Below are 26,059 nucleotides of genomic sequence, written 5' to 3'. Positions count from 1 at the left end.
AACCGTGATTAGGAATGTAATATTGCTATTAGGTTTTCTGCTTTTTCTTTTTTGCAGCAGGAAAGAGCACATTGTTTAGAATTAAACGATATCCCGGTGAATTAGGATGCAGTTCTAATTCTGTCTTTGGATCGCCAACTCTATGTGTATAATCTTCGGGATCGTGCCCTCCGTAAAAAGTAAAGAATCCTTTTCCCTTAATACCATGTATATAGCGAGCTTCTGAATTGGTTTTATTTTCACCCAGTACTAATACATTAGATTTAATCTCATTAGGATTATATGCTGTAGTTTGCCCCATAAATCCTTTGACCAAAGACGTATGATTCTGGCAAAGCATAGTTGGGATAGGGTCCCATTTTGCAGAGAAATCCATCAGCGTAAAATAATCTGTTGTTTTGGGGATACGGCGTTTTCTAGTCATATCTATTGAAGAAAACTCATATACATTTGGGCTACGCTCTAGTGTAAAGTTCTTAAACGCAAAAGTCTTACTATAATCTATCTTAGATTGGTATCCCGGTTCACTAGGATCTCCATCAAACATGGGCTCACAAACATCAACCCCTTCTGCAGCTAAGGCAATCTCAAAACTATCTGTAGCACTACACATGGCAAACATAAATCCACCACCAACAACATAGTCTCGAATTTTTAAAGCAACTCCTAGTTTCTCTTGCGAAACTTTTGAATATCCAAGTTCGGTAGCTAGTTTTTCTGCAGCGGCTTTTTCTCTAATATACCATGGAGCAGCTCTATATGTCGCATAAAACTTACCATATTGTCCTGTAAAATCTTCGTGATGCAAATGTAACCAGTCATATAAGATCAGGTTATCTTCTAGAACCTCTTTATCATAAATTGTTTTGTAGGGAATTTCTGCAAATGTCAATACCATAGTAACCGCATCATCCCAAGGTTGATTTCCTTTGGGAGAATACACTGCTATTTTTGGTGCCTTTTCTAAGACTACGGCCTCCATATTCTGTGAAGGACTACTTATTTCTTCTAAAATTTCGTTAGTTTCAGCATCACTAAGTACTTCATACGAAACACCTCTAATGGTACATTCTTTTCTAATATATTCTGTATCTGGCAGTAAAAAAGATCCTCCTCTATAGTTTAGCAACCATTTTACTTTAAGATCTTTACTTAATGTCCAATATGTAATCCCATAGGCTTTCAGGTGATTTTGTTGGCCATCTGCATCCATCGGAATTAGCACATAAGATGCATAAGATTGAAATGTAAATAAAAAAACCAATATAACTACACCAGGGCGAAGCCATCTTTGTTGTAGTGTGAAAGATTTAAATATCTGCGTTATTTTAGAAAGGTACTTCGTCGTCATCATCGCTAGAGTCATTTATGCTACTCCCAAAGGCTTCATCTGCACTAGGAAGATGACTTGTACTAAGTGGTTCATCTTCACTACCATCATTCATTTTAGAATGAAATTCGAAAGGAGTACTAAAATCATCTAAGTTATCAAATTTACCCAAGTGACCAACAAATTTTAACCTAATATTGTCTAAACCACCATTACGGTGCTTTGCTACAATGAATTCTCCTTGCCCTTGAGTTGGTGATCTTTCTTCATCATCCCATTCATCAATTTTATAATATTCTGGTCTATAAATAAAAGATACAATATCTGCATCCTGTTCTATCGCTCCAGATTCACGAAGGTCACTAAGTAGTGGTCTTTTACTTCCACCACGGGTTTCTACGGCCCTTGACAGCTGTGATAATGCAATTACTGGTACACTTAATTCTTTTGCCAGAGCTTTCAGGTTACGAGAAATAGTAGAAATTTCCTGTTCCCTATTTCCATTTTTCCCTGTACCTCCTGCTGTCATCAACTGCAAATAATCAATGACAATCATTTTTATACCATGCTGAGATGAGAGACGGCGGGCTTTTGCTCTAAGGTCAAAAATTGAAAGAGATGGAGTATCATCAATAAACAACGGTGCTTTTTCCAGGTCTTTTACTTTTACATTAAGCTGTTCCCATTCGTGTTTTTCTAACTTACCAGTACGCAACTTCTCTGAAGAGAGGCCGGTTTCAGAAGATATCAAACGTGTAATCAGCTGTACTGAAGACATCTCTAATGAAAAGAATGCTACAGGAATATTTTGCCCTACAGCCATATTTCTGGCCATAGAAAGGGTTAAAGCTGTTTTTCCCATACCCGGACGGGCAGCCACAATGATTAAATCACTTGGCTGCCAACCCGAAGTTAATTTGTCTACCTTATCGAAGCCAGACGGGATTCCACTTAATCCTTCTTTGTTTGAAATTTCCTGTATTTTTTTCTTTGCCTGTATAACCAGATTTTGTGCAGTCTCTGTAGATCGTTTTATATTTCCTTGTGTTACCTCATACAATCTGGATTCTGCCATATCGAGAAGGTCAAAAACGTCTGTAGTCTCATCGTAGGATTCTTCAATAATTTCATTCGAAATTTTAATCAAACTTCGCTGTATATATTTCTGAAGAATTATTCTGGCATGAAACTCTATATGCGCAGAAGATGCCACTTTTTGGGTTAATTGTACCAAATAATAATCTCCTCCGGCCAATTCTAATCTCGAATCCTTCTTTAGCTGGCTAGAAACCGTTAATAAGTCTATTGGCTCAGAGTTTTCGAATAGTTTAAATATTGCTTCAAAAATGTATTGATGTGCTTCTCTATAAAAAACATCGGGATTAAGTATGTCAATAATTTCGTCGACCCCTTTCTTATCAATCATCATTGCTCCAAGCACAACTTCCTCTAAATCAACCGCTTGAGGAGGTATTTTTCCTTTTTCAAGCGAAATTACGTTCCCCCGATCGTAATTTATTTGCTTAGTTTGCTTTACTTTTTCCATGACTACGAATGTAAAAAAATTGTAAAAAGATGTACCTAAATACAAAGATACGAATGTCCACCAGTCTTCAACAAATGAACTGTTAATAACTTAATTTTATTGTTAATAAGCATAAAAAAATCTGAAGCTTACAACTTCAGATTCAGGTAGTAAGTGATTCCCTTTAGGGGTTAGTCTTTAAAGACTCCCATATTAGCATACTTTTCCATTCGCTTTTCAACCAATTCTTCTGGTGATAAGTTTTTTAATTCTTCAAAAGACGCTAATATTTTATCTCGTACTGTTTTAAAGGTAGTTTCTCGATCACTATGTGCTCCTCCAAGTGGTTCTTTAACGATTTCATCAACCACCTTAAGATTAACGCTATCTTTTGCTGTAAGTTTTAATGCTTCTGCTGCTTGTTCTTTCTGATCCCAGCTTCTCCATAATATAGAAGAGCAATTTTCTGGAGATATCACAGAATACCATGCGTTTTCGAGCATCAATACTTTATCTCCTACTCCTATTCCTAATGCTCCTCCACTAGCTCCTTCTCCTATAATCACAACAATAACCGGGACTTTTAGACGAGTCATTTCCAGTATATTACGAGCAATTGCTTCTCCTTGACCACGTTCTTCTGCTTCTAATCCAGGATAAGCTCCAGGAGTATCAATAAAAGTAACTACCGGAATATCAAATTTTTCTGCACTTTTCATTAAACGAAGTGCTTTACGATATCCTTCTGGGTTTGCCATTCCGAAATTACGGTATTGTCTGGTCTTGGTATTGTATCCTTTTTGTTGACCAACAAACATAAAACTTTGGTCTCCTATTTTTCCTAAACCACCAATCATGGCTTTATCATCTTTCACATTTCGATCGCCATGCAGTTCTAAAAAGGATTCACCACAAATTGCATCTACATAATCTAAAGTATACGGTCTAGAAGGGTGCCTTGACAGCTGAACTCGTTGCCATGGCGTAAGGTTTTTATATATTTCTTTTTTAGTTTCTTTTAGCTTTTTTTCAATTTGCTTACACGTATCGGTAACATCGACTTCGCTTTCTTCACCGATAGCACAAGCCTTCTCAAATTGTTCTTCGAGTTCCTTAATGGGGAGTTCAAATTCTAAATATTCCATATCAAGAATATATTTTATATTAACTAGGGTTAGCCGACAAATATAAAAACTTTACTTCGTAATGTTATGCAAAGTTCCTTCTCTTTTTCTTTTTTTAGCATTTTTGAATATTCCGTTTAAAACAACTGTGCTAAGAATAATCGCTGCACCATAGTAGAACTGGGGGTTCATCTTTTCTGCCTCTCCAAAAATCAGAAAAGCTAATAGTATTCCATATACAGGTTCTAGGTTGGTCGTTAACATTACTGTATATGGAGTCAAATATTTCATTACCTGTACAGAACCTATAAAAGCATAAGCAGTACAAACCGACGCCAATAATAACATATACATCCAATCCGAAGTTGTTAATTGAAAAAACGAAACTGTAAATCCTTCGGTTGTTGTGCCAAATATTGTTACCCCTAACAAATATACAGTTACAATCCCTACACCACTTAATAATTCATAAAATGAGATTACAGATGGATTATATTGTTGTGCTACTTTACCATTTATTAAGGAAAAAACCGACGATAAGAAAGCAGAACACAATGCATAAATAATGCCTATAAAGTAATCCCCTTCAACTTTAAAAATAATATACAGTCCTGTAATCACTAAAAGTCCAAAAAGAATCTCATACCATATTACCTTTCTTTTATAAAAAATGGGCTCCAAAATCGAAGTAAAAAAAGCTCCAGTAGACATCATGGACAGTGTTATAGATACATTAGAAACTTTGATTGCTGCAAAAAAAGTAATCCAGTGTAACGCTATAACAATTCCAGCCAAAAAAAGTGTAAAAAATAATTTTCTTGAAACCGCTAATGGTAATTTTTTGAAATAAATGTAAACATAAATAAATACCGAAGCCAGAAGCATTCTATACCAAACCAGCGGTAATGCTTCGATAGATATCAATTCTCCAAGAATAGCAGTGAATCCCCATATAAACACTATAAAATGTAAATGCAGGTAATTAAAAAGTTTAGCGTTTGGCATTGTATAAAAGATAAATAGCTAAGATTCCAAAGGATATATTAGGAAACCATACAGCAACTATTGGTGGAAAATCAGATTGGTTGGCCAATGTACCTAAAACTTTATCAAAAAAGATAAAAACAAATGCTAATGAAATACCAACAGCCAAGTTAACTCCCATTCCTCCTCTTCTTTTCATAGAAGAAACAGCTACACCGATAATGGTAAGAATAAATGCAGACACTGGTATACTCCATCTTTTATAAGCTACAACTTTATATCTATTAATATCAGACGACCCTCTTTTACTTTCTTTTTCGATAAACTTACTTAACTCTGCATAATTAAGAGTCTCTGCCACATACGTAACTGGGGTAAATTCATCTATATTAAAAGGCAAGACAGTATCCTTTGTTTTAGCCTTTTCAATAATATCTTTATTTTCTAATACAGTTCGTTTTACATAACCTCTCAATTCATAGATACTATCTCTAAACACGATTCTTCTTGCCGAAATCTTTATCTTTAATCTATTACCATCAAAATATTCTAATGTAAAATTAGTAGCCGATTTATCTAAAGGTTTAAAGTTATTGGCATATAAAAACATACTATCATTAAGTTGTCGATATACGTTTTTAGTTTCCTGTACTTTTTTACCTTTTTTAAGGTAAGAATATTTAAATTCATTAAATCCCTGACTGGCTTTTGGAGCCAAAAACAATCCCATAGCTAATGCTCCAAAACAAATAATAATCGCACCTATCATATAGGGTCTAAGAAACCTCCAGAATGAAACTCCTGAGCTTAAAAAAGCTATAATTTCTGTTTTGTTAGCGAGTTTAGAAGTAAACCAAATTACGGATAAGAATACAAAGAGAGGAAATAGCAAATTGGCAAAATAAACGGTAAAGTCAAGATAATACGCTATTACAGCATCCAGAGGAACCTGATGTTCTAGCATATTATCAATTTTTTCTGAAAGATCTACTATTATTCCAATAGGGATAAAAAGCAGAATCATTGTAAAAAATGTTCCCAGATATCTTTTAAGTATGTACCAGTCCAGTATTTTCAATCTATAATCTTTTATCCATTTGTTTAACCATCATATTCTTCCAGGAATTAAAATCACCGGCTAAGATATGTTTTCTAGCTTCGCGAACCAACCATAAGTAGAAACCTAAATTATGTATTGTTGCTATTTGTTTTCCTAATAATTCATTTACTGAAAAAAGATGTTTTAAATATGCCTTAGAATACTCTGTGTCTACAAAAGTGATAGCCATGTCATCTATTGCCGAAAAATCATCTTCCCATTTTTTATTTTTTATGTTAATAGTTCCATGTGCTGTAAATAACATCCCATTACGTGCATTACGTGTGGGCATTACACAATCAAACATATCTACACCAAGAGCAATATTTTCTAAAATATTAATAGGTGTTCCTACTCCCATTAAATACCTTGGTTTATCTTCTGGCAAAATATCCGTTACTACTTCTGTCATCGCATACATTTCTTCTGCCGGTTCTCCTACAGACAGCCCTCCAATTGCATTACCAACTGCTCCAGCATTCGCTATATATTCTGCCGATTGCTTTCTAAGATCTTTATATGTACTTCCTTGTACTATCGGAAAAAAAGCCTGATCATACCCATACTTAACCGGAATTTTTTCTAAATGTTGCATACAACGATCTAACCATCTGTGTGTCATATGCATACTTCTTTTTGCATATTGATAATCACAAGGATAAGGTGTACACTCATCAAATGCCATGATGATATCTGCTCCAATAGTGCGCTGAATCTCCATTACATTTTCTGGAGTAAACACATGAAATGAACCATCAATATGGGACTTAAACTTCACTCCTTCTTCTTTTATTTTTCGATTAGCAGATAAAGAATATACCTGATAACCTCCACTATCGGTAAGGATATTTCGATCCCAGTTCATAAACTTATGTAATCCTCCTGCTTTTTCTAAAATAGGAGTTTGAGGTCGTAGATATAAATGATATGTATTTCCTAAAATAATATCGGGATTAATATCGTTTTTTAATTCTCTTTGATGTACTCCTTTTACGGTAGCAACTGTTCCTACCGGCATAAAAATTGGTGTTTCTATAACACCGTGATCTGTACTTATTTTACCTGCTCTCGCTTTACTTAGAGAGTCTTTGGACAAAAGGTCAAATTGCATAATTCCTGTTTGATGGAGCGCAAAGATAACTAACTAAAATCACATTGATCAACTTAGGTTTTCTAAAACTTTTTGTTATTAACATTAGTTTCTTAATTAAAAGCAGTCTATACATTTTGTCACCGCATACAAAACCTGTACTTTTGGGGCTTTATTATCAAGAAATTAGCAATATAATGCCAAAAACAAAACAATTAGAGGATTTTGCAACACAAGTACGTAGAGATATTTTACGACAAGTACACAAAGTTAATTCTGGTCACCCAGGAGGGTCTTTGGGCTGTACAGAATTTTTTGTTGCCCTGTTTCAAGAAGTTTTAGATCGAAAAGATGATTTTGATATGAATGGTATCGATGAAGATATCTTTTTCTTATCCAATGGTCATATTTCACCAGTCTATTATAGTGTATTAGCACGAAGTGGATATTTCCCTGTAGAAGAGCTAAACACGTTTAGGCTAATTAACAGTAGATTACAAGGACATCCAACAACTCATGAAGGGCTTCCTGGTATTCGTATTGCTTCTGGATCATTAGGGCAAGGGATGTCTGTAGCTTTAGGTGCTGCACAAGCAAAAAAATTAAATAATGATTCTCACCTCGTATACAGCCTGCATGGTGATGGAGAGCTTCAAGAAGGACAAATTTGGGAAGCAGCTATGTATGCTTCTGGAAAAAAAGTAGATAATCTTATCGCTACCATTGATTATAACGGTAAACAAATAGATGGTTCTACAGACGATGTTCTTCCGCTAGGAGACCTAAAAGCAAAATTTGAAGCTTTTGGTTGGGATGTTATGGAAATTAAAGAAGGTAACAATATTTCTGCCGTTACTGAAGGGCTTAAAGAAGCAAAAAGCAGAACAGGTAAAGGAAAACCTGTTTGTATATTAATGCATACTGTAATGGGTAATGGAGTTGATTTTATGATGCATACACATGCATGGCATGGTAAAGCTCCTAATGATGAACAGCTAGAAATTGGATTAGCACAAAATCCTGAAACTCTAGGAGATTATTAATTTACCAAATTAAAAAGAAAATGAAAAAATATATAGACACAGGAAAAAAAGATACTCGTTCTGGTTTTGGAGCCGGTTTAGAAGAATTAGGTAAAACTAATGAAAATGTAGTGGCATTATGTGCTGATTTGATCGGTTCTTTAAAAATGGATGCTTTTATCGCTAATCACCCCGAACGTTTTTTTCAGATTGGTATTGCTGAAGCAAATATGATGGGAATCGCAGCAGGGCTAACTATAGGTGGTAAAATTCCTTTTACAGGAACGTTTGCAAATTTCTCCACTGGACGTGTTTATGATCAAATTCGTCAATCTATAGCGTATAGTGATAAAAATGTAAAGATTTGTGCTTCACATGCTGGTTTAACACTAGGAGAAGATGGAGCAACACACCAAATTCTGGAAGATATTGGTCTTATGAAAATGCTACCAGGAATGACAGTAATCAATACATGTGATTATAATCAAACCAAAGCTGCTACTCTGGCAATAGCGGATTACGAAGGTCCGGTTTATTTAAGGTTTGGAAGACCAAAAGTTGCTAATTTCACTCCAGAAGATCAAAAATTCGAAATCGGAAAAGCAGTTCTGTTACAAGAAGGAACCGATGTAACCATAGTTGCTACTGGCCATTTGGTATGGGAAGCTTTACAAGCTGCAGAATCGCTACACAAACAAGGAATCAGTGCAGAAGTCATTAATATACATACAATAAAGCCACTTGATGATGAAGCAATTCTAAATTCGGTAAAGAAAACAGGATGTATGGTTACTGCAGAAGAGCATAATTTCTTAGGAGGTTTAGGAGAAAGCGTTTCAAGAGTTTTAGCACTGCACAATCCCGTACCACAAGAATTTATTGCAACAAATGACACTTTTGGAGAAAGTGGGACACCAGATCAGCTAATGGAAAAATATGGCTTAAATGCAGAAGCTATAAACAAAGCTGTGTTAAAAGTCGTAAAAAGAAAATAATACTTTTTAAATACTATTAAGAAAACCTTCTGATTTATTTCAGAAGGTTTTTTGTTTTTATAAAAAATAAAACAAGAAGACATTCGTTCTCTATAGACTAGCCTTTATACCAAAATCACTCAAATTATTTATTAATCTTTAAATCTAGATTACGCAATAGATCATCTATTACAGTTTGAAGCGACTTCAAACCCTGATAATGCTATACCATGTTTTTTTAGTGTAAATACATCTAACACTATGCAAACTAAGAAAGCATCAGGTTTTATTGCATTTTGAACCCTAATAACAAAATTCTATTACATAATACTGATTGAAGCAAAAATTATTTTACAATGAAAAATGTATTTATCTTTTTTATGTTATTTACTTCTTGCGCCATACTTGCACAGGAAAAAAGAGTAACTTTTGGAGTAAAAGGAGGGCTTAATTATGGGGATAATGGTAAAATCGAAATTACCGATGTCACAAGAACAACAGCAGATGATAGGGTTGGGTATCACTTGGGAGTATTCTTAAGAGGAAAATTAACCGATAATATTTATCTCAAACCAGAATTACAATACACCGTGAACAACAGCACATACAAACTTGCAAATGCAGAGCTCGATTACACGATTAAGAAGTTAGATTTACCCATTCTTTTAGGAATTTCTGTTTTGGGACCAATACATGTCTTTGGAGGCCCAGCATTACAGTATATTGTTGAAACAGACTTAGAAGATGTAAGGCTTGGTGATGTTAAAAACGAGTTTACTGTTGGATTACAATTTGGTGCTGGTGTGCAATTTGGCAGATTTAATGCAGATATCCGTTATGAACGTGGGCTTAGCAAAAATACCGCAGAATCAATAGATAAAAGCATAAGAGTAGATTCTAGACCAAATCAACTCATTATAGGCCTTTCTTTGGACTTATAGGTCTAAATTCGTTAAAAAAAACTCCGATTTTTCAATCGGAGTTTTTTTTATTCATTTTTTAAATCTCTATCATCAGCATCCAGATGATTCTTTATACCATCGCCATCATCATCATAAAATGTAATTTCATCCGGAGTAATAAATCCATCATTATTAGCATCATTAACCGTTATTTCATCTCTGGTTAGTGTACCATCTCTATCATCATCATTATCTACATAATCTGGAGCAGAATCTTTATCTGTATCATCATCTATATCCAATACCAAACGATCACCATCTATATCTTCTAAATAAGACGGTATACCATCTCTATCATGATCAGCCTGGTTAACTTTATACAATTGAATGTTAAAAATTAATGGCGAATATGAAGGGATACTTGAACGAGCTTCATTAAAATAAGCTAAGCCAGAAGGCATAAATACCACCAGGTTTCCATAACCCGTATGTGTAACTGAACCATCACTATTCTGAACAAAACTCGAAGCCCCTTTAAAATCTACTAATGATTCTCTAAAGCCCTCTACAACAGACACCAAATCAAACCAAACAGGATTTACTGCGCTATCAAACACCTTATCAAAGGTCTTTGGCTTATACAACAACTCTCCCTGATATGTCACCAGAGTGGAATCTGCAAAAGTTGGTTGATGTGTACCTTCGCCTTTATTTAAGTTTAAAACATACAACGTGTATTCAACATCGTTCCTTGTAATCTTTTTAGTTGTTAAAAGAGGTGAATCCAAAATAGATTGTTCTCCTATATTGGCATCAGCAATTGTATCTAACTTTGCAAGTTGGTATTCTGCTATAGCATCATTATTTATAAAAACATCTTCAAGAGTATAAAAATGTGTTCTCAAATAATCCTGAAGTGCTGCATCATCAGTTATTTGTTGTTCTCCTCTATCTCTTGCAGGAACGGCAGTTGCACCACCATCATCATCATCTTTTTTACAAGCATATAAAACCACCAAAGCTAGCACAATGGCACAGCTATATTTTATTACATTCATGTATTTACTTTTTTGAAGGCGCAAGATACGATTTTCTTGTACTTTTGTTTCACAATTATTTAATATAAAAACGCATTTTAATTATTTTTTATGCGAGTTGACAAATATTTATGGTGTATTCGATACTTTAAAACCCGAAGTATTGCTACAAAAGCATGTAAAGATGGTAAAATCCGTGTTAACGGAAATATCATCAAACCTTCCAGAGATATCTATCCTATGGATAAAATAACTGTTCGTAAAAATCAAATTAATTATGAACTTATGGTACTCGATACACCAGACAATCGAATTGGAGCTAAACTCGTCGATATCTATCGTAAAGACACTACTCCAAAGGAAGCGTTGCAAAAATTAGATCTTTTAAAATATTCTAAAGATTATTATCGAAAAAAAGGTACCGGCAGGCCTACCAAAAAAGATCGAAGAGATATCGATGATTGGTATTCTGATGATGAAGTAAATGATGATGAAATAAATGATAGTGAAGAATGATCCCAGATAAAGAATATTGGAAATATCGCTATCAAAATAGACAAACGGAGTGGGATATTGGTTTTGCTTCTCCTCCCATAACCAATTATTTTGATCAGTTGAAAGATCGTGATCTTAAAATTCTTATTCCGGGTTGTGGAAATGCCTATGAAGCAGAATACTTATTTAATCTGGGATTTAAAAACATCTATATATTAGATCTTGTAGAAGATGTATTACAAAGTTTTAAACGACGATTACCTGAGTTTCCTTCTGAAAAATTAATTTGTGCTGACTTTTTTAAGTATAAAGGGACATTTGATTTAATTATCGAACAAACTTTCTTCTGTGCTTTATCACCAGAACAGCGAAGAGATTATACGCATAAAATCTCAAACCTTCTTTCTCCAAAAGGAAAACTGGTCGGAGTTTTATTTAATAAATATTTTGAGCATAAAGGGCCTCCTTTTGGAGGGAGTAAAAAAGAATATGAGCTCTTGTTTTCTGAGTGTTTTACTATAAAAACATTAGAAAACTGTTATAATTCTATAGAACCACGTATGGGTAACGAACTCTTTTTTATATTTGAAAACCCGTTATAAATTTTTATAAAACTCTATTTATAATTAAAAACAATCATTAGTAATAGTTTATTTATACTATTATAAATAGCAATCAACAATTCTGAAATATGCAAACCGACAACAATATAATTCTTACCCACGAACAAATACAACACAAAATAAAACGTATTGCATATCAGATTTATGAAACTAATGTTGATGAAAAAGAGATTGTAATTGCAGGGATAGCAGAAAACGGATATATATTTGCCGAACGCTTAAAAGTCATATTAGAAGATATCTCTGACTTAAAAATAACGTTATGTGAGGTTACAATGAATAAAAAGTCTCCTCATAACACTGTAAAAACTTCAATCGACGCAGCTGAGTATCAAAACAAACCTGTAATTCTTGCAGATGATGTACTTAATTCGGGTACTGCTCTTATTTATGGTGTAAAACATTTTCTTGATGTTCCTCTTACCAGATTTAAAACTGCGGTTTTGGTTAACCGAAACCATAAGAAATACCCAATTAAGGCCGATTTTAAAGGAATCTCTTTATCTACTTCATTACATGAGCATATCATTGTAAAGTTTGGAGATGAGGACCTTGCTATTTTAAAATAAAAAAGTTTTAATTTCTTCGCTTATTTGATCCTTACTTTTTTGATCAGTGATTACTTTGTAATCAGCTTGATTATAGTAAAAAGATCGCTCAAACAAGTGTTTACGGACAAAATCTTTAAGTTCGTTTGGTGTAGTAACATGAGAAATCAATGGTCGTTTGCTTCGTTCTGCAAATAACCTTTTTGTTAGTTCATCTAACGAGGTTTGTAAATATATACTTTTTGCATTTTCATTATTTGCTACAATTTCTAAGTTACCTGCAAAACAAGGTGTACCTCCACCAAGAGAAATAATAGTGTTTTTATATGTCTCTAACACCTCATTAAGGTATAAAGATTCCTTTTTTCTGAAATATATTTCACCTTGATCATCAAAAATCTTTCTAATTGATTTTTTTTCTTGAATTTCTATAAAATCATCCAAATCAAGATAACTCAATTTCATTTTAGCAGCCAAGTCTTTGCCTACCAGGGATTTTCCGCTTCCCATATACCCCATTAAAACTATATTCATACCGTAAAAATTAAATAGATATTACTCAAAAAAAACATCATTTTAAACAAAATGCAAATTTATATGAATTTCTTCTTGAAAAATAAATTAATGATAGTATATTTGCACCCGCATTCAAGGAAAAAAGAATGTCTGACCTGGTAGCTCAGTTGGTAGAGCATCTCCCTTTTAAGGAGAGGGTCCTGGGTTCGAGCCCCAGCCCGGTCACAAATAAATAATAGTTGATTATTATTTATTCAGTTCTTAAAAATATCTGATAATGAAATTATCAATGACCTGGTAGCTCAGTTGGTAGAGCATCTCCCTTTTAAGGAGAGGGTCCTGGGTTCGAGCCCCAGCCCGGTCACTAAAAAGTATCGTAATTTTTACGGTACTTTTTTAGTTTTATGTTATATTGTAGTATTCATACTGCCCAGGTGCTGGAACTGGTAGACAGGCATGGTTGAGGGCCATGTGTCCATTAGGGCGTGCGGGTTCGACTCCCGCTCTGGGCACACTATACTATTATAGTGCACATCATTAAAAGTAGTAAATACACAATATTCTTTCTTTCTTAGAGAATTACATTCTTCAAAACTACCAATACCTTTTTTTATTTATCAAAATATTCAATCACAAGAAAACCCTTTCTCTTTTAGTTCACATTCTTCAATATAAAATTACGTATTTCCACGTATTTGGAAAGACAACAACTCTAATTACCTTTGATTCATAATGTTATGATTAAAACTCATAACTGCAACCAATTAAATATTCAACACTAAAAAAAATATTATGAATCTTTTTAGAACCAAATTCAGATTTAACTTCAGAGTAGTACTTAGTTTTTTATCAAGCCTTCCTGGGGCCTGTAGTCATGCTATTCATAGATAAGCTACTACGCTTATAAAGAATAGTTTTTCCGCATCTAATTTATATAACACTAAAACGATCAATCATGAAAACTAACCTAAAAATTAATAGTTATTTCTTTGCAAAACTCTGCCTATTATTTAGTGTAGCTTCACTTCTTGCTGTTATAATGATGATTTAAAAAATAGGCAGGGATAAGTTTATCCCTGCCTATTACTGTATTAAACTAATAATACAAACTCAACTATAGGCTAAAATTAATTCTTGCAAATAAGAATCTTCCGGTATATCCAAATTGTGATGTTCTTCGAGAATACACAAACTGATCACCAGCAGTTCCTCCTGCTCTATTTTCATCGGGATATACATCTAATAAATTGTTAGCTCCTATGGTAATATTAAGGTTTTCAAAAACCTTTGCAGAAACAGAAAGGTCGGTTATCACTTTTCCTCCATAAACGGCATCATTACTAACTACTGTTCCTTCGACTCTTTGGTCTCCATTAAAATCATCTGGATCGGTTACCTCTCCAAAAAATACGTTTCTTAATAGTACATTATATCTTCCGATAGATAATGCATTGGTAAGGCTTAATTTTGTTCTTGGTTGTGCCAATGTTAGAAAAGCTTCTTCCTGTGCATCAAAGAAGTTACCTCCCTGACCCGCACTAGCAATTCTAGCCGGAATTCTAATCTCCTCTACCTCGGTTTCTGCAAATGTGGCAGACAGATCACTTTTTAAAGTTGCATTTTCCCCAAAGTCGGCTTTATGAGAAACCACAACATCTATACCTTGAGACTTGGTATCAATTGCATTAACAAAGAAACGTGCACTGGTAGCTCCTGCATCCTCAAATATCTGAGTAAGCTCTGCATCGCCTCCGTTTCCAAAACTACCGCTATACACTATTCTATCGTCGATAGTAATCAAATAGGCATCTGCAGTGATTGTGAAATTCTGAATTTTTGCTGTAAATCCAAGACTATAACTATCAGAGGTTTCTTCCTTTAATTTTGCTATCCCAATTAAAGTCGCTGCTCTACTATCATTGGTAAATGTACCTTGTTCAAAAGGTTGATTATCCACAAAAACTGTACTGGTTCTACTAAAAAATTGCTGATGTAACGACGGTGCTCTAAATCCAGTACTATTGGCCCCTCGTACAGAAAAATTATCTGATATCTTATATCTGGTTGCTAGTTTATAGTTAAAAGTATCTCCAAAATCAGAATAGTTTTCATATCTCCCTGCCAAGCTAACTAACCATTGCTTTGTAAAATCAACTTCCAGATCGATATAGCCCGCAATACTATTTCTATATTTATCGGTTTCGTTATTCGGGTCATATCCTCTAAACACTTGTGAACCTCCGCCAAGTACAGCTCCCGTGAAATTATTTCGAACTAATTCATTATCGGGAGTAGTACTGGTTACGGGGTTTCCGTTAATATCATAACTGGTATAAGAAGCTTCCTCCCCTGCTGTAATAGAGTAGTTCTCTACTTTGTACTCTGCTCCCATTGCAACATTAAATCCTTCAAAAATATCTTCATGAAATTTGCTAATATCCAGATTAGTAGTATTCTGCATAAAACTTAATGATCCTGCATCAAAGGTTCTTGGTGTTGCAACGCCCAAGGTTCCATTACTAGAATTACCAACAGTGATATCAAAAGTATTGATCCCATATGTATTCGAGAAATCCACATTCCAATCCTTAATCTTACCTTTGATTCCCAGTGCGATAGATTTGTCAACAATATCTGTTCCTATATTAGGTAAGAATCCATTAGGAAATGCTGGTGTATTAGCTCTGCCATCTCCTTGTGCTGGTCTTCTGTAAAATCCAGATGCCAATCCTTGTCGATAACTAATACCACCAAAACTATAAATCTCGGTATCATCACTTAGCGGGATAGACATATTGGCAAAGAATTTCCCTTCTCTTAATTTGGCTGTACCTACTTTAAATCTAAAATCTGTACGGGTTAATCCGCGAGCTGTCAATTCTGCCTCATCGACATCTATATCCAATAATCCTCTGAAGGTATCTACATCTGCAGGGTTATTAACATCTAAAGCCGCAATCTGGTCCTTAACACTCTGATCCAGGTATGTGATTCCTTGAGCAGCGGTTTGATAATCTGCAAGTGTCATTTCTGCAACATTTCCTCCTCCTGCTGCAAAAACACGTTCTGCTCCATGAAATCCTTTAAAAATATCTCCTTGATAATCGCGATTACGTAACGCTGGTTCCCTGGTAGAAAGTGATCCTGTAAAATTGATAAATCCTCCATTTTCTCCTAAAGCTAACCCATAATTTGCTTCTAATTTTACTTTCTCGCCATCACTACCTCCATCAAACTGATTAGAGTTTTCGCTAAAATTAGCTCCTGTAGTAAGCGTAAGATCTAATTTACCCGTCGCTTTTTTTAGTACAATATTAATCACACCAGCAATGGCATCAGATCCATATTGAGCAGCAGCTCCATCTCGTAACACTTCAATTCTTTGAATAGCAGCAGTAGGAATTGCGTTCATATCCGTACCTACACTACCCGCTCCAACAGTACCATTTACATTAACCAGTGAAGTATTATGCCTTCTTTTTCCATTAATTAATACCAAAACCTGATCGGGTCCTAAACCACGTAAAGAAGCTGGATCGATATGATCTGTCCCATCAGAAACAGTTTGGGTCTGTGACGTAAATGAAGGAGCTGCATAATTTAAAATTTCATTAATCGAAGTCTGTGGTCCCTGAGTAGCCATCTGAGTGATATCGATAACATCAATTGGCACCGCAGTTTCTGTAGCAGTACGACTAGGGTTTCTAGACCCTACAAGAATTACATCATCTAATTGTGCAGCAGCATCTTGTAATACTATCTCAATAAAATCTTTACCGGTTACATCTACCTCTGTAGTTTCAAAACCAATATAAGAAACAATCAAAGTATTGTTTTCGCCTGATAAATTAATCGCAAAATTACCGTCAAAATCTGTTTGAGCTCCAGTTGTAGTTCCTTTAACCAACACATTTGCCCCTGGTAATGGATTTCCATTAAAGTCTTTGACATTTCCTTTAATCTCACGTTGTAACTCTATCTTCTCTTTAAGTAAATGAGTTTTTTTCAATATCACTTGTTTCCCGATAATAGAATATGAGATATCTGTTCTATTAAACAAGAGTTCCAGAACTTTATCCAGAGTTTCTTTATTAACCTGGATTGTAGTCTTTTGACTTAGATTTACCTCATCATTAATGTAAAAAAACTTATATGATGTTTGGTTTTTAATTTCTTCAATGACTTCAGATAATGGTGTTTCCTCAAAATCAAGTTCTATTTTGCCTTGTGAAAAGCCCGAAGTTGCCATCATCTGAAAGATGGAAAAACTAAATAGAACCAGTGTAAGTTTCATTTTTAATACAATTGATTGGTACGCTACGTGTGAAAATAGCGCATGATTACCCTTTTTTTTCATATTTTTGAAAAGTTTGATTGTTAAGTACTTTGTTAAATAATAATCGAATCAGTAAGGGAAGTGTAGCAGCACTTCCTTTTTTTTTACGGATTGATTGTAATGTTCTTACCTTTTATTTCATATGTAAATTTTAAAGTTTCTGAAAATGTTCTCAGGATTTCTTCGATATTCTCTACATCAAATTCTCCTGTAAAATGTGTATTGTTTAATGTTTTGTTATGACTTGTTATCGAGACATCATAGCTGCGTTCTATCCTTTTAAATGCATCTACAAAAGATTCGTTTTGTAGTATAATCTTTTTATCCATCCAAGAAGTATATAAGGATGTATTTACCTTTTGTTTATGCATAATTTTTTTATGCTTACTAAAAATTGCCTGATCGTTGGGTATTAGTCGCAATGAGCTTGTATTCTCATTTTGATCGTTGACAACCACAGCACCTTCTACCAATGTAGTTTTTACCGTAGCATCTTCGGCATAAGAAGATACATTAAACTGGGTTCCTAAAACTTCTACATCTACATTTTCTGTTTTTACTATAAACGGCTGCTCTTTATTTTTGGTAACATCAAAGAAAGCTTCTCCTTTTAGATAGACCATTCTATTTTCTTTTGTAGGCATAAAATGCTGAGGGAATTTTAAACTACTCGCTGCATTTAGCCATACTTTAGTTCCGTCGGATAATGTGAGCTGAAATAATTTTCCTTTAGGAATAGAGATTTCAATATACTTAGCTTCGGTTACCTCAGTACCTGGCTGAACAATAAATTGATTCTGATCTTTTTTACCAATCAAATTACCACTAGCATTTATAATATCTGCTTTATCATTAAAATCAGTATATGTAACTGTACCATCTGCCTGAACAATTTTGATTTTATCTACAGGTTGAGTATTTGCTTCAACAACAGTAGGGTTTGTTTTAACAGCAGTAACATTCTGAGTGGTATAATAATACCCTCCTAGAAGTACTCCTCCCAGAACTGCAACATATTTTAATACCGCTGACCAAGATTTTAGGCTAATCACCTTAGCCTTCTTTTCCTCAATAGTGTAGATAAAACGTTCATAAGCAGAGTTTGGATCTGCTGGCAACTCTTTGTTTGTGCCATACCATTTCTTTATTTCTTGCTTAAAAAGGATTTCATGATCAGGATTTTCAGCCAACCATTGTTGTAATGCCTGTTTATCTGAGGACGAAATGTCTCCTTCTAAGTACTTCTTAATTACTGTTAAATAATTATCCATTCTTCATTTTTTCTATTTAAAAGATGCAGAAAAACCATAAATCCCTTACTTTATTTTATTTTTTTTAATTTAGTCGGTGATTTTAATAATGAAAAAAGATAGTCGGGACATAGAAAAATTACTGATTCAGGGGCTTACAGACGGAAATCAAGACAGCTATAAAATAGTGTTTAATCAATACTATTCCTGGCTGTATAACTACGTTTATAAGCTTTCTAACAATTCGTCATTGTCTGAGGATCTGGTGCAAAATGTTTTACTTAGGCTTTGGGAAAAAAAATCAACTTTACGAATTACTTCATCCTTAAAAAATTATCTTTTCAGATCTTGTCATAATGAATTTCTAATGCATCTACGGCAACAAAAAAAAGAATACGATGCATTAGATTCTCTAAGATGGGAAGCCATATTCGAAATGTATACTAGTGAAGAAGAAAACCAATTAGACTTAAATTGGATAAAACTTGAAAAAGCTATTGAGCAACTTCCAAAAAAATGTAGAGAAGTATTTAAACTTAGTCGTTTAGAGCAAAAAAAACATAAGGAAATAGCCGATATTTTAGGTATTTCTACTAAGACCGTCGAAATACATATTAGTAAAGCTTTGCGTTTCTTAAAAACTAATGTTTCTATTTTTTTCTTTTAAATCTTCTACTGTAGAATACACAATGAAGTAGTATCAAGCTATATTATATACTAAGTATCACAAAACTATATTAACACCACACTATCAACCTCTTATCATTAACAAATTGATAAAAAATGTTTGTTTTTTAACAATTAACGGTACTATTTTAACATTTTTTGAAAAAAAAAGTGTTTTCTTTTCCTTAGTTTTGTTTAACAATTTCTAAAAAAAAGTGAACAATATTAAACAAACATTTAGTATTAAAGATCTAGAGAATCTTTGTGGTGTAAAAGCGCACACCATAAGAATATGGGAAAAAAGATATAATCTACTTTCTCCTGATCGTACTGATACCAATATAAGAACATACAATTTAAAAAATCTTCAGAAACTACTTAATGTTACTTACCTGGTAAACAGTGGTTACAAAATATCTAGAATTTCTAAATTAGGCACACAAGAAATTAATGAATATGTAAGAAGTATCGTATCTGACAATAGCACCAAAAACCAGGCTATGAACTCCTTTAAAATTGCGATGTTGAATTATGATCTTGAGCTATTTTTAGAGACATATTCACAACTAGAGAGCAAAAGAAATTTTAAAGAAATATTTGTTGATTTTTTTATTCCTTTATTAAAAGAAATAGGATTATTATGGCAGACAGATACAATTAGCCCTGCACATGAACATTTTATCTCTAATTTAATAAAGCAAAAGCTATTACTAAACATTGAAAAACTTCAATATTCTAAACCCACCAAAACGGATAGAGCTTTTATTTTATTTCTTCCAGAAAACGAAATACATGAATTAGGTTTATTATATATTAATTATGAAGTACTCTTACATGGATATAAGGCTATTTATCTGGGTCCAAGTATTCCTTTAGACAGTCTGCCTAATATGCTTTCTTTTCATGATGATGTGGTGTTTATATCCTATTTCACTATCAGACCAGAAAAAGATAATATAAAAAAATACCTTGAGGATTTTAATACAATTGTATGTGCCAATAGAATCAATGAGTTATGGATATTAGGCAAACAAATCATGCATATTCCTAATAACACAGGACACAACCATCGTTATTTTGAATCAATTAGCTCATTAATTTCTGAGTTTTAATTTTATAATTATTTCAGTTATGTCTAAAAAGATAGCAATCATCGGTTCTGGATTTTCATCGCTTTCTGCTTCGTGCTATCTGGCTAAATTAGGATATGATGTAACTGTTTTTGAAAAAAACGCGACTGTAGGTGGCAGAGCTGGTCAATTAAAAAAAGAAGGATTTACGTTCGACACTGGTCCTTCTTGGTATTGGATGCCTGATGTGTTTGAACGTTTTTTTAGGGATTTTGATACATCAGCCTCTAATTATTATACGTTAGACAAACTACACCCTGCATACAAAGTTTTCTTTAAAAACAATGAAAGTATCACGATAGGTGATTCATTAGAAAAAATATATGAAACCTTTGAAGCAGAAGAAAAGGGAAGTTCGGTTAAACTACAAAAGTTTATCAAAACTGCACAAAATAATTATGAAATTGCAATTAAGGATTTAGTCTATCGACCAGGAGTTTCCATATTAGAACTGGTAACAAAACAAACAATTCTACGAGTAGGTCAATTTTTTAGTACCATTTCTAAAGAAGTTCGTAAAGAATTTAAAAGTAAAAAGTTAATCCAAATTCTTGAGTTTCCTGTATTGTTCTTAGGTGCTAAACCAAGTGATACTCCAGCTTTTTATAGTTTTATGAATTATGCTGATTTTGGGTTGGGAACCTGGCATCCCAGGGGAGGAATGTATAGTGTAATAGCGGGGATGGAAGAATTAGCCAGATCACTCGGTGTAACAATTCACACCAATGCGACTGTCGAAAAAATAGTAGTAGAAAACGGTCATGCAAAAGGCATTATTGTAAATGGTAAAAAAATAGATGCTGATGTTGTATTATGCGGAGCAGATTATCATCATGGGGAAACATTATTAGCGCCAGAATATCGACAATATTCTGAAAAATATTGGGAGCGTAAAACTTTTGCTCCTTCTTCTCTACTCTTTTATGTAGGGTTTGATAAAAAGCTACAAAATATTAACCATCATAATTTATTTTTTGATACCGATTTTGAGCAACATACAAGAGATATTTATGACATCCCTAAATGGCCTGATGATCCATTGTTTTATGCCAATTTCACTTCTTTAACAGATCCAGAATCTGCTCCTAAAGGCAAAGAAAATGGGTTTTTCCTTATCCCGTTAGCTCCAGGAATAGAAGATACCAACGAACTAAGAGAACGTTATTTTGATAAAATCATGACTCGTTTTGAAGCACTTACAAATCAAAATGTTAAAAATAGCATTATCTTTAAAGAGTCCTTTTGTATTAAAGACTTTATAAAAGAATATAATTCTTACAAAGGAAATGCCTATGGAATGGCTAATACACTTTTACAAACTGCATTCCTAAGACCTAAGTTAAAAAGCAAAAAAATACAAGATTTATTTTTTACCGGGCAGCTTACTGTTCCTGGTCCGGGTGTACCTCCATCTTTGATTTCAGGAAAACTAGTAGCTGGATTAATCGAAACTCATTATAAATATAACAAGACGTTAAAACCTAGTACAACAGTATAACAAACTCAATTAAACCTTAAATCCTATCTTATGAAGTCTATTTTTGATACTGTATCGCAAAGTTGTAGCAAAATTGTTACAAATTCCTACAGTACATCATTTTCGCTTGCTTCAAAAATGTTATCAGATTCTATACGGCAGGATATTTATAATATTTATGGTTTTGTAAGGTTTGCAGATGAAATTGTAGATACATTTCATGAGTATGATAAAGAAAAATTATTTAATGATTTTGAAGAGGAAATGTACAAAGCAATTAAAAATAAGATTAGCTTAAATCCTATTCTTAATTCTTTTCAAAAAACAGTTCATCAATATAATATTAGTCCGGAGTTGTATGAAGCATTTATGAAAAGTATGAGATTAGATTTGCATAAAACCAACTATCTAACAGATCAAGAATACAAAGATTATATTTATGGATCGGCAGATGTAGTTGGATTAATGTGTTTGAAAGTTTTTGTGAATGGGGATGCCGAAAAGTATGCTGATTTAAAGCAAAGCGCAATGCATTTGGGTTCTGCTTTTCAGAAGGTTAATTTCTTACGGGATCTAAAAACAGATTTTGAAGATCTTAATAGAACCTATTTTCCGAATCTAAATTTAAATGAACTTGATGAAGAATCTAAACTTAAAATTATCAAGGAAATAGAAGAAGATTTTGATAAAGCTTTACAAGGTATTTTAAAACTTCCTGTTGAAGCAAAATTTGGAGTATATACTGCATTTATTTACTATAAAAAATTATTAAATAAGCTTAAAAAAACTCCGTCTTTAGAAATAAAAAACACACGTATACGAGTATCGAATTATCAAAAATTTGGATTATTAGCAAAATCCTATTTTGACTATCGATTAAACTTAATTTAGCCTTATTTTTGTATAAAACCTATTTTGTGAAAGTTGTTATCCAAATATTAGTTTTTCTTGCCGCCTTCTCTATTATGGAGTTCATGGCTTGGTTCACTCACAAATATGTAATGCATGGTTTTTTGTGGTCATTACATAGAGATCATCATCATAAAGATCATGACAGTTGGTGGGAACGCAATGATTTATTCTTTGTATTCTATGCTATAGTAAGTATGTCTTGTATTTTGTTTCATGATTCACAGACATTTTGGATCGGAAGAGCTATAGGTCTAGGCATTCTAGCTTACGGTATTGCCTATTTTGTTGTACATGATATTTTTATACATCAGCGTTTTAAAGCATTCAGAAATACGAGCAATTGGTACGCCAAAGGAGTACGAAGAGCTCATAAAATGCATCATAAAAATATAAAAAAGGAAAAAGGAGAATGTTTTGGTATGCTAGTGGTTCCTTTCAAATATTTTAAAAAATAGATTTTATTCGGCTAATAGATTATCTATAGTTTCTCTCACTTTTGTACTATTCCAGTTTGCAGCATTCGTTTTATCTATAATAATATTTCCTTTTTTATCAATAAGATATGTCTGTGGAATAGGGCTATTTACAAAAGGTTTTGGGTGCTCTGATAATGATCTATAGATAGGGTAGCTATAGTTTTTATTCTTCATAAACTTATTTAATTCTGGATCATCATCTGTAGTTACAAAGAGAAATACTACTTCATCTTTATAATCATTATACAATTTTTGCAATGAAGGCATTTCTGCTATGCAAGGAGGGCACCATGTAGCCCAGTAATTGATTAATACAACTTTATCTTTAGCTGTATTAAAATTAGTAGATGCTGTATTTACTCCATGTAATTTCCAGTCATATGATGCTACTTTTGCTCTTTCTTCTACTTTTACTATCCCGGGGCTAAAAGAGAAAATTCTGGTTAAAAATATCTGCATCATCCCTCTGGTATTAGGAATAAAAAATAATATCAATATGATTGCAAAAATCACATTTGAAATGTTCTTTTTATTAAACTTCATCTATCTAAATATTTTGATTTTTTAGAACTCATATCATGAATTCATTTGATTTTTTCATCTATTGTCACAGATATTTTGATTAGTAACAAAATCCTGAAACACCTTACAAAGTTATATAAATAAATGGCACTACATCTAAGGTAGATATAGACTTAATTCTTAAAATACAGTTTTCTTAAATTAATAAAGCGCAATCAAAGATTGCGCTTTAAAACTAACAAAAAATAACAATGAACTATTATCTTGTTACACTTCCGGAAGGAAATGAAGCACTATTAAGCTCAAAGGTATAACTAGTAGGTGCGGTATCTGTACCTGCTGTACCAACCAAAGGTTTCAACAAAAATGGTGCTGCTGCATTGTCTGGAAATGGTTCTACAGAAATCACAACCGTTTTTCCTCTAACATCTAATGGAAATGTTACTCCGTCTGGAGCATTTCTAAAAAAGTCTTCTCCTGGTAATTGTGGTCCATTAGAAGCTGTCTCACTAAACCCATTAAGGTTTCCTGCATTATCATCTGCTGTATTATTCATTGTAAATGTTCCGGTAGAAACGGGTACTCCATCTGCTACTACCCATCCTTCATATTTCCATCCTGCATCAAGAACCGGTAAGGTTAAATTTGCTGCCGGAGGCATTCCTGGAGTACCAAACCATACTCCAAATTGATCATTACCATTATTAGCAGTTCCCGAAGCCTCATCTGTTGGGGTTCTTAAGAAAAACCCTCCTGCTGAAGCTGAAAAATCTCCTTCTCCTACAGGCCCTAACCCTACTGTTGCCGTATTACCGGTTCCGAAATCACCTTTTAATAGTTTTGTATCTGATGGTGCCGGGTTTGGATCTGGATTTGGTTCTATTGTTAATACAAAAGCCGCCGCTGCCTTAAGCGATTCTGTATTTACCATAAAAGAAGTACTAGATAATTCTCCCGCACTATTTACAGAAAATGTTCCTGTAGAAACTGGAGCTTCATTAACGATAATCCATCCTTCATAAAGGTAATCACTCCCTAAGTCTTCTAATCCACTAAGATTAAGTGTTACATTTGATTCTGTAGGTACATTACCAGAGTCATCATCATTGTTACAAGAAGAAACAATACATCCGATAATCAGAGTACCTATAATTGTTTTTTTAAACATTGCTTTTTTTTTATGATTATTAGACCATAAAATTATTAACATTGAAGTTTTTAAAATGTTAGCCACCTAACATTAAGCAACATTTTTTAAACGAATCTCTTTTCTATTAAAATCTATGACGTTAGATTCCTTTAATTCGTTTAGAATAATATTTAAGGTTGGTCTCGATGTACCGATAAGATGAGCTATGTCTTTTTGGGTATAAGGATGCTCTATTACCATATCTCCTGTATAAGGACAACAGTGCCCGTAGTCTTCTTTAAGCTCATTTAAGAACTCTAATAATCTTGTTTTGGTATCTTTAAAGAGAAGTAACTGTAATCTTCTTTCTAAGCGTTTAAATCGCATACCTATAAATTTATAGATTCTAAGGCTAAAAGATTGATTCTCGCGCATAAGTCCATGCATGGTTTCTACACCGATGGGACAAATAGAAGTTGTATTATCGACAGATTGCGCAAACTCTGTTCTTTTGTTTTCTCCAAGAATAGCTTTTTCACCAAAAATCTCTCCCCGAGTAAGAATAGCTTTTATTACCTCGTATCCATCTTCTGCATAGTATCCAATTTTTACCTTTCCTTTTTCTATAAGGTATACTTTGTTTGCAGAATCTTCTTCAAAATAAATATAGTCGTTCTTTCGGTAAGCATCAAAGTCGTGATCCTTTTTATACCTTTTAAACTTATGAGGGCATAATACCTTAAAGAGATCTGAATCCTCAAAAAACCAGATTGCACTCATGATGATTATGTTTTATGATGTTAGTTTATCTACTTATGTCGTAAAACACTCAAATCCCTTACATTATTGTATTAGAAACCCCTTAAAAGCTTAATTTTAAGGGGTTTTGTGA

At 33.5% G+C, this 26,059-nt stretch carries 24 protein-coding genes and 3 tRNA genes; 14 read left to right on the top strand and 13 right to left on the bottom strand.

What is annotated here, in order from left to right; all coding sequences use genetic code 11:
- Positions 1-28 precede the first annotated feature (28 nt).
- The 6 genes from AAFU52_RS15655 to tgt all read right to left on the bottom strand — a co-directional run bounded on the left by AAFU52_RS15655 (position 29) and on the right by tgt (position 7,173).
- Positions 29-1,351, bottom strand: coding sequence for an asparagine synthetase B (locus AAFU52_RS15655; protein ID WP_438426643.1), 1,323 nt, complete (start codon positions 1,349-1,351; stop codon positions 29-31).
- A complete protein-coding gene (dnaB, locus tag AAFU52_RS15650; RefSeq protein WP_024768720.1) occupies positions 1,329-2,876 on the bottom strand; it encodes a replicative DNA helicase in 1,548 nt (515 codons plus the stop codon). Before dnaB ends, AAFU52_RS15655 begins: the two co-directional genes overlap by 23 nt.
- A gap of 170 nt (positions 2,877-3,046) precedes the next feature.
- Positions 3,047-4,000, bottom strand: coding sequence for an acetyl-CoA carboxylase carboxyltransferase subunit alpha (locus AAFU52_RS15645; protein ID WP_024768721.1), 954 nt, complete (start codon positions 3,998-4,000; stop codon positions 3,047-3,049).
- A 51-nt stretch (positions 4,001-4,051) separates the two neighbouring features.
- Positions 4,052-4,984: a DMT family transporter gene (locus AAFU52_RS15640; protein ID WP_438422540.1), complete on the bottom strand. Its 933-nt coding sequence runs from the start codon at positions 4,982-4,984 to the stop codon at positions 4,052-4,054.
- On the bottom strand, positions 4,971-6,041 hold the full coding sequence (locus AAFU52_RS15635) for an LptF/LptG family permease (RefSeq protein ID WP_438422539.1): 1,071 nt from the start codon (positions 6,039-6,041) through the stop codon (positions 4,971-4,973). Before AAFU52_RS15635 ends, AAFU52_RS15640 begins: the two co-directional genes overlap by 14 nt.
- A 1-nt stretch (position 6,042) precedes the next feature.
- A complete protein-coding gene (gene tgt / locus AAFU52_RS15630) occupies positions 6,043-7,173 on the bottom strand; it encodes a tRNA guanosine(34) transglycosylase Tgt (protein WP_024768724.1) in 1,131 nt (376 codons plus the stop codon).
- A gap of 176 nt (positions 7,174-7,349) precedes the next feature.
- Here tgt and AAFU52_RS15625 point away from each other — a divergent pair, with 176 nt between their 5' ends.
- From AAFU52_RS15625 to AAFU52_RS15615, 3 genes are all read left to right on the top strand, one after another.
- On the top strand, positions 7,350-8,195 hold the full coding sequence (locus AAFU52_RS15625) for a transketolase (protein WP_024768725.1): 846 nt from the start codon (positions 7,350-7,352) through the stop codon (positions 8,193-8,195).
- A gap of 20 nt (positions 8,196-8,215) precedes the next feature.
- Positions 8,216-9,169, top strand: a complete 954-nt coding sequence (locus AAFU52_RS15620) for a transketolase family protein (protein ID WP_438422538.1) — start codon at positions 8,216-8,218, stop codon at positions 9,167-9,169.
- A gap of 335 nt (positions 9,170-9,504) precedes the next feature.
- Positions 9,505-10,089 carry a porin family protein gene (locus AAFU52_RS15615; protein WP_438422537.1) on the top strand — a complete coding sequence of 195 codons (585 nt, stop codon included), beginning with the start codon at positions 9,505-9,507 and terminating at the stop codon, positions 10,087-10,089.
- Positions 10,090-10,136: 47 nt separating this feature from the next.
- Here the strand turns inward: AAFU52_RS15615 and AAFU52_RS15610 are convergent, their stop codons facing one another.
- Positions 10,137-11,108, bottom strand: coding sequence for an FKBP-type peptidyl-prolyl cis-trans isomerase (locus AAFU52_RS15610; RefSeq protein WP_438422536.1), 972 nt, complete (start codon positions 11,106-11,108; stop codon positions 10,137-10,139).
- 90 nt (positions 11,109-11,198) lie between these two features.
- Between AAFU52_RS15610 and AAFU52_RS15605 the strand changes: the two genes are divergently transcribed.
- From AAFU52_RS15605 to AAFU52_RS15595, 3 genes are all read left to right on the top strand, one after another.
- Positions 11,199-11,603: an RNA-binding S4 domain-containing protein gene (locus AAFU52_RS15605; RefSeq protein ID WP_438422535.1), complete on the top strand. Its 405-nt coding sequence runs from the start codon at positions 11,199-11,201 to the stop codon at positions 11,601-11,603.
- Complete coding sequence (locus AAFU52_RS15600) at positions 11,600-12,184, top strand: methyltransferase domain-containing protein (RefSeq protein ID WP_024768731.1); 585 nt, start codon at positions 11,600-11,602, stop codon at positions 12,182-12,184. Before AAFU52_RS15605 ends, AAFU52_RS15600 begins: the two co-directional genes overlap by 4 nt.
- 89 nt (positions 12,185-12,273) lie before the next feature.
- A complete protein-coding gene (locus AAFU52_RS15595; protein WP_438422534.1) occupies positions 12,274-12,774 on the top strand; it encodes a phosphoribosyltransferase family protein in 501 nt (166 codons plus the stop codon).
- On the opposite strand, the gene AAFU52_RS15590 is transcribed toward AAFU52_RS15595, so the two are convergent.
- Positions 12,766-13,287: a shikimate kinase gene (locus AAFU52_RS15590; protein ID WP_438422533.1), complete on the bottom strand. Its 522-nt coding sequence runs from the start codon at positions 13,285-13,287 to the stop codon at positions 12,766-12,768. The genes AAFU52_RS15595 and AAFU52_RS15590 overlap by 9 nt on opposite strands.
- 134 nt (positions 13,288-13,421) lie before the next feature.
- Between AAFU52_RS15590 and AAFU52_RS15585 the strand changes: the two genes are divergently transcribed.
- The 3 genes from AAFU52_RS15585 to AAFU52_RS15575 all read left to right on the top strand — a co-directional run bounded on the left by AAFU52_RS15585 (position 13,422) and on the right by AAFU52_RS15575 (position 13,781).
- Positions 13,422-13,494: transfer RNA gene (locus tag AAFU52_RS15585), tRNA-Lys, on the top strand.
- Positions 13,495-13,560: 66 nt separating this feature from the next.
- A tRNA-Lys gene (locus tag AAFU52_RS15580) sits at positions 13,561-13,633 on the top strand.
- Between the two features lie 64 nt (positions 13,634-13,697).
- A tRNA-Leu gene (locus tag AAFU52_RS15575) sits at positions 13,698-13,781 on the top strand.
- 602 nt (positions 13,782-14,383) lie between these two features.
- Here AAFU52_RS15575 and AAFU52_RS15570 read toward each other — a convergent pair.
- Both AAFU52_RS15570 and AAFU52_RS15565 read right to left on the bottom strand, forming a co-directional pair.
- Positions 14,384-17,626 carry a TonB-dependent receptor domain-containing protein gene (locus AAFU52_RS15570; protein WP_438422531.1) on the bottom strand — a complete coding sequence of 1,081 codons (3,243 nt, stop codon included), beginning with the start codon at positions 17,624-17,626 and terminating at the stop codon, positions 14,384-14,386.
- A gap of 83 nt (positions 17,627-17,709) precedes the next feature.
- Positions 17,710-18,876, bottom strand: a complete 1,167-nt coding sequence (locus tag AAFU52_RS15565; RefSeq protein ID WP_438422530.1) for a FecR family protein — start codon at positions 18,874-18,876, stop codon at positions 17,710-17,712.
- Positions 18,877-18,964: 88 nt separating this feature from the next.
- Between AAFU52_RS15565 and AAFU52_RS15560 the strand changes: the two genes are divergently transcribed.
- The 5 genes from AAFU52_RS15560 (at position 18,965) to AAFU52_RS15540 (ending at position 23,495) form a co-directional block, all read left to right on the top strand.
- Entirely contained in the window at positions 18,965-19,522 is a 558-nt protein-coding gene (locus AAFU52_RS15560) for an RNA polymerase sigma factor (protein WP_438422528.1), read from the top strand.
- 214 nt (positions 19,523-19,736) lie between these two features.
- Positions 19,737-20,633, top strand: coding sequence for a MerR family transcriptional regulator (locus AAFU52_RS15555; protein ID WP_438422527.1), 897 nt, complete (start codon positions 19,737-19,739; stop codon positions 20,631-20,633).
- Positions 20,634-20,652: 19 nt separating this feature from the next.
- Complete coding sequence (locus tag AAFU52_RS15550; protein WP_438422526.1) at positions 20,653-22,149, top strand: phytoene desaturase family protein; 1,497 nt, start codon at positions 20,653-20,655, stop codon at positions 22,147-22,149.
- 30 nt (positions 22,150-22,179) lie between these two features.
- A complete protein-coding gene (locus AAFU52_RS15545; RefSeq protein ID WP_024768739.1) occupies positions 22,180-23,019 on the top strand; it encodes a phytoene/squalene synthase family protein in 840 nt (279 codons plus the stop codon).
- Positions 23,020-23,045: 26 nt separating this feature from the next.
- Entirely contained in the window at positions 23,046-23,495 is a 450-nt protein-coding gene (locus AAFU52_RS15540) for a sterol desaturase family protein (RefSeq protein ID WP_024768740.1), read from the top strand.
- Positions 23,496-23,498: 3 nt separating this feature from the next.
- Here the strand turns inward: AAFU52_RS15540 and AAFU52_RS15535 are convergent, their stop codons facing one another.
- The 3 genes from AAFU52_RS15535 to AAFU52_RS15525 form a co-directional block, all read right to left on the bottom strand.
- Complete coding sequence (locus AAFU52_RS15535; RefSeq protein ID WP_438422525.1) at positions 23,499-24,059, bottom strand: TlpA family protein disulfide reductase; 561 nt, start codon at positions 24,057-24,059, stop codon at positions 23,499-23,501.
- Between the two features lie 238 nt (positions 24,060-24,297).
- Positions 24,298-25,206, bottom strand: coding sequence for an anti-sigma factor domain-containing protein (locus tag AAFU52_RS15530; RefSeq protein WP_024768742.1), 909 nt, complete (start codon positions 25,204-25,206; stop codon positions 24,298-24,300).
- A 72-nt stretch (positions 25,207-25,278) separates the two neighbouring features.
- Positions 25,279-25,947, bottom strand: a complete 669-nt coding sequence (locus tag AAFU52_RS15525) for a Crp/Fnr family transcriptional regulator (RefSeq protein ID WP_024768743.1) — start codon at positions 25,945-25,947, stop codon at positions 25,279-25,281.
- Positions 25,948-26,059: the final 112 nt, after the last annotated feature.

It is taken from the genome of Aquimarina macrocephali (assembly GCF_051627225.1).
GTDB lineage: Bacteria > Bacteroidota > Bacteroidia > Flavobacteriales > Flavobacteriaceae > Aquimarina > Aquimarina macrocephali.
This window is presented reverse-complemented; position numbering and strand designations above follow the sequence as displayed.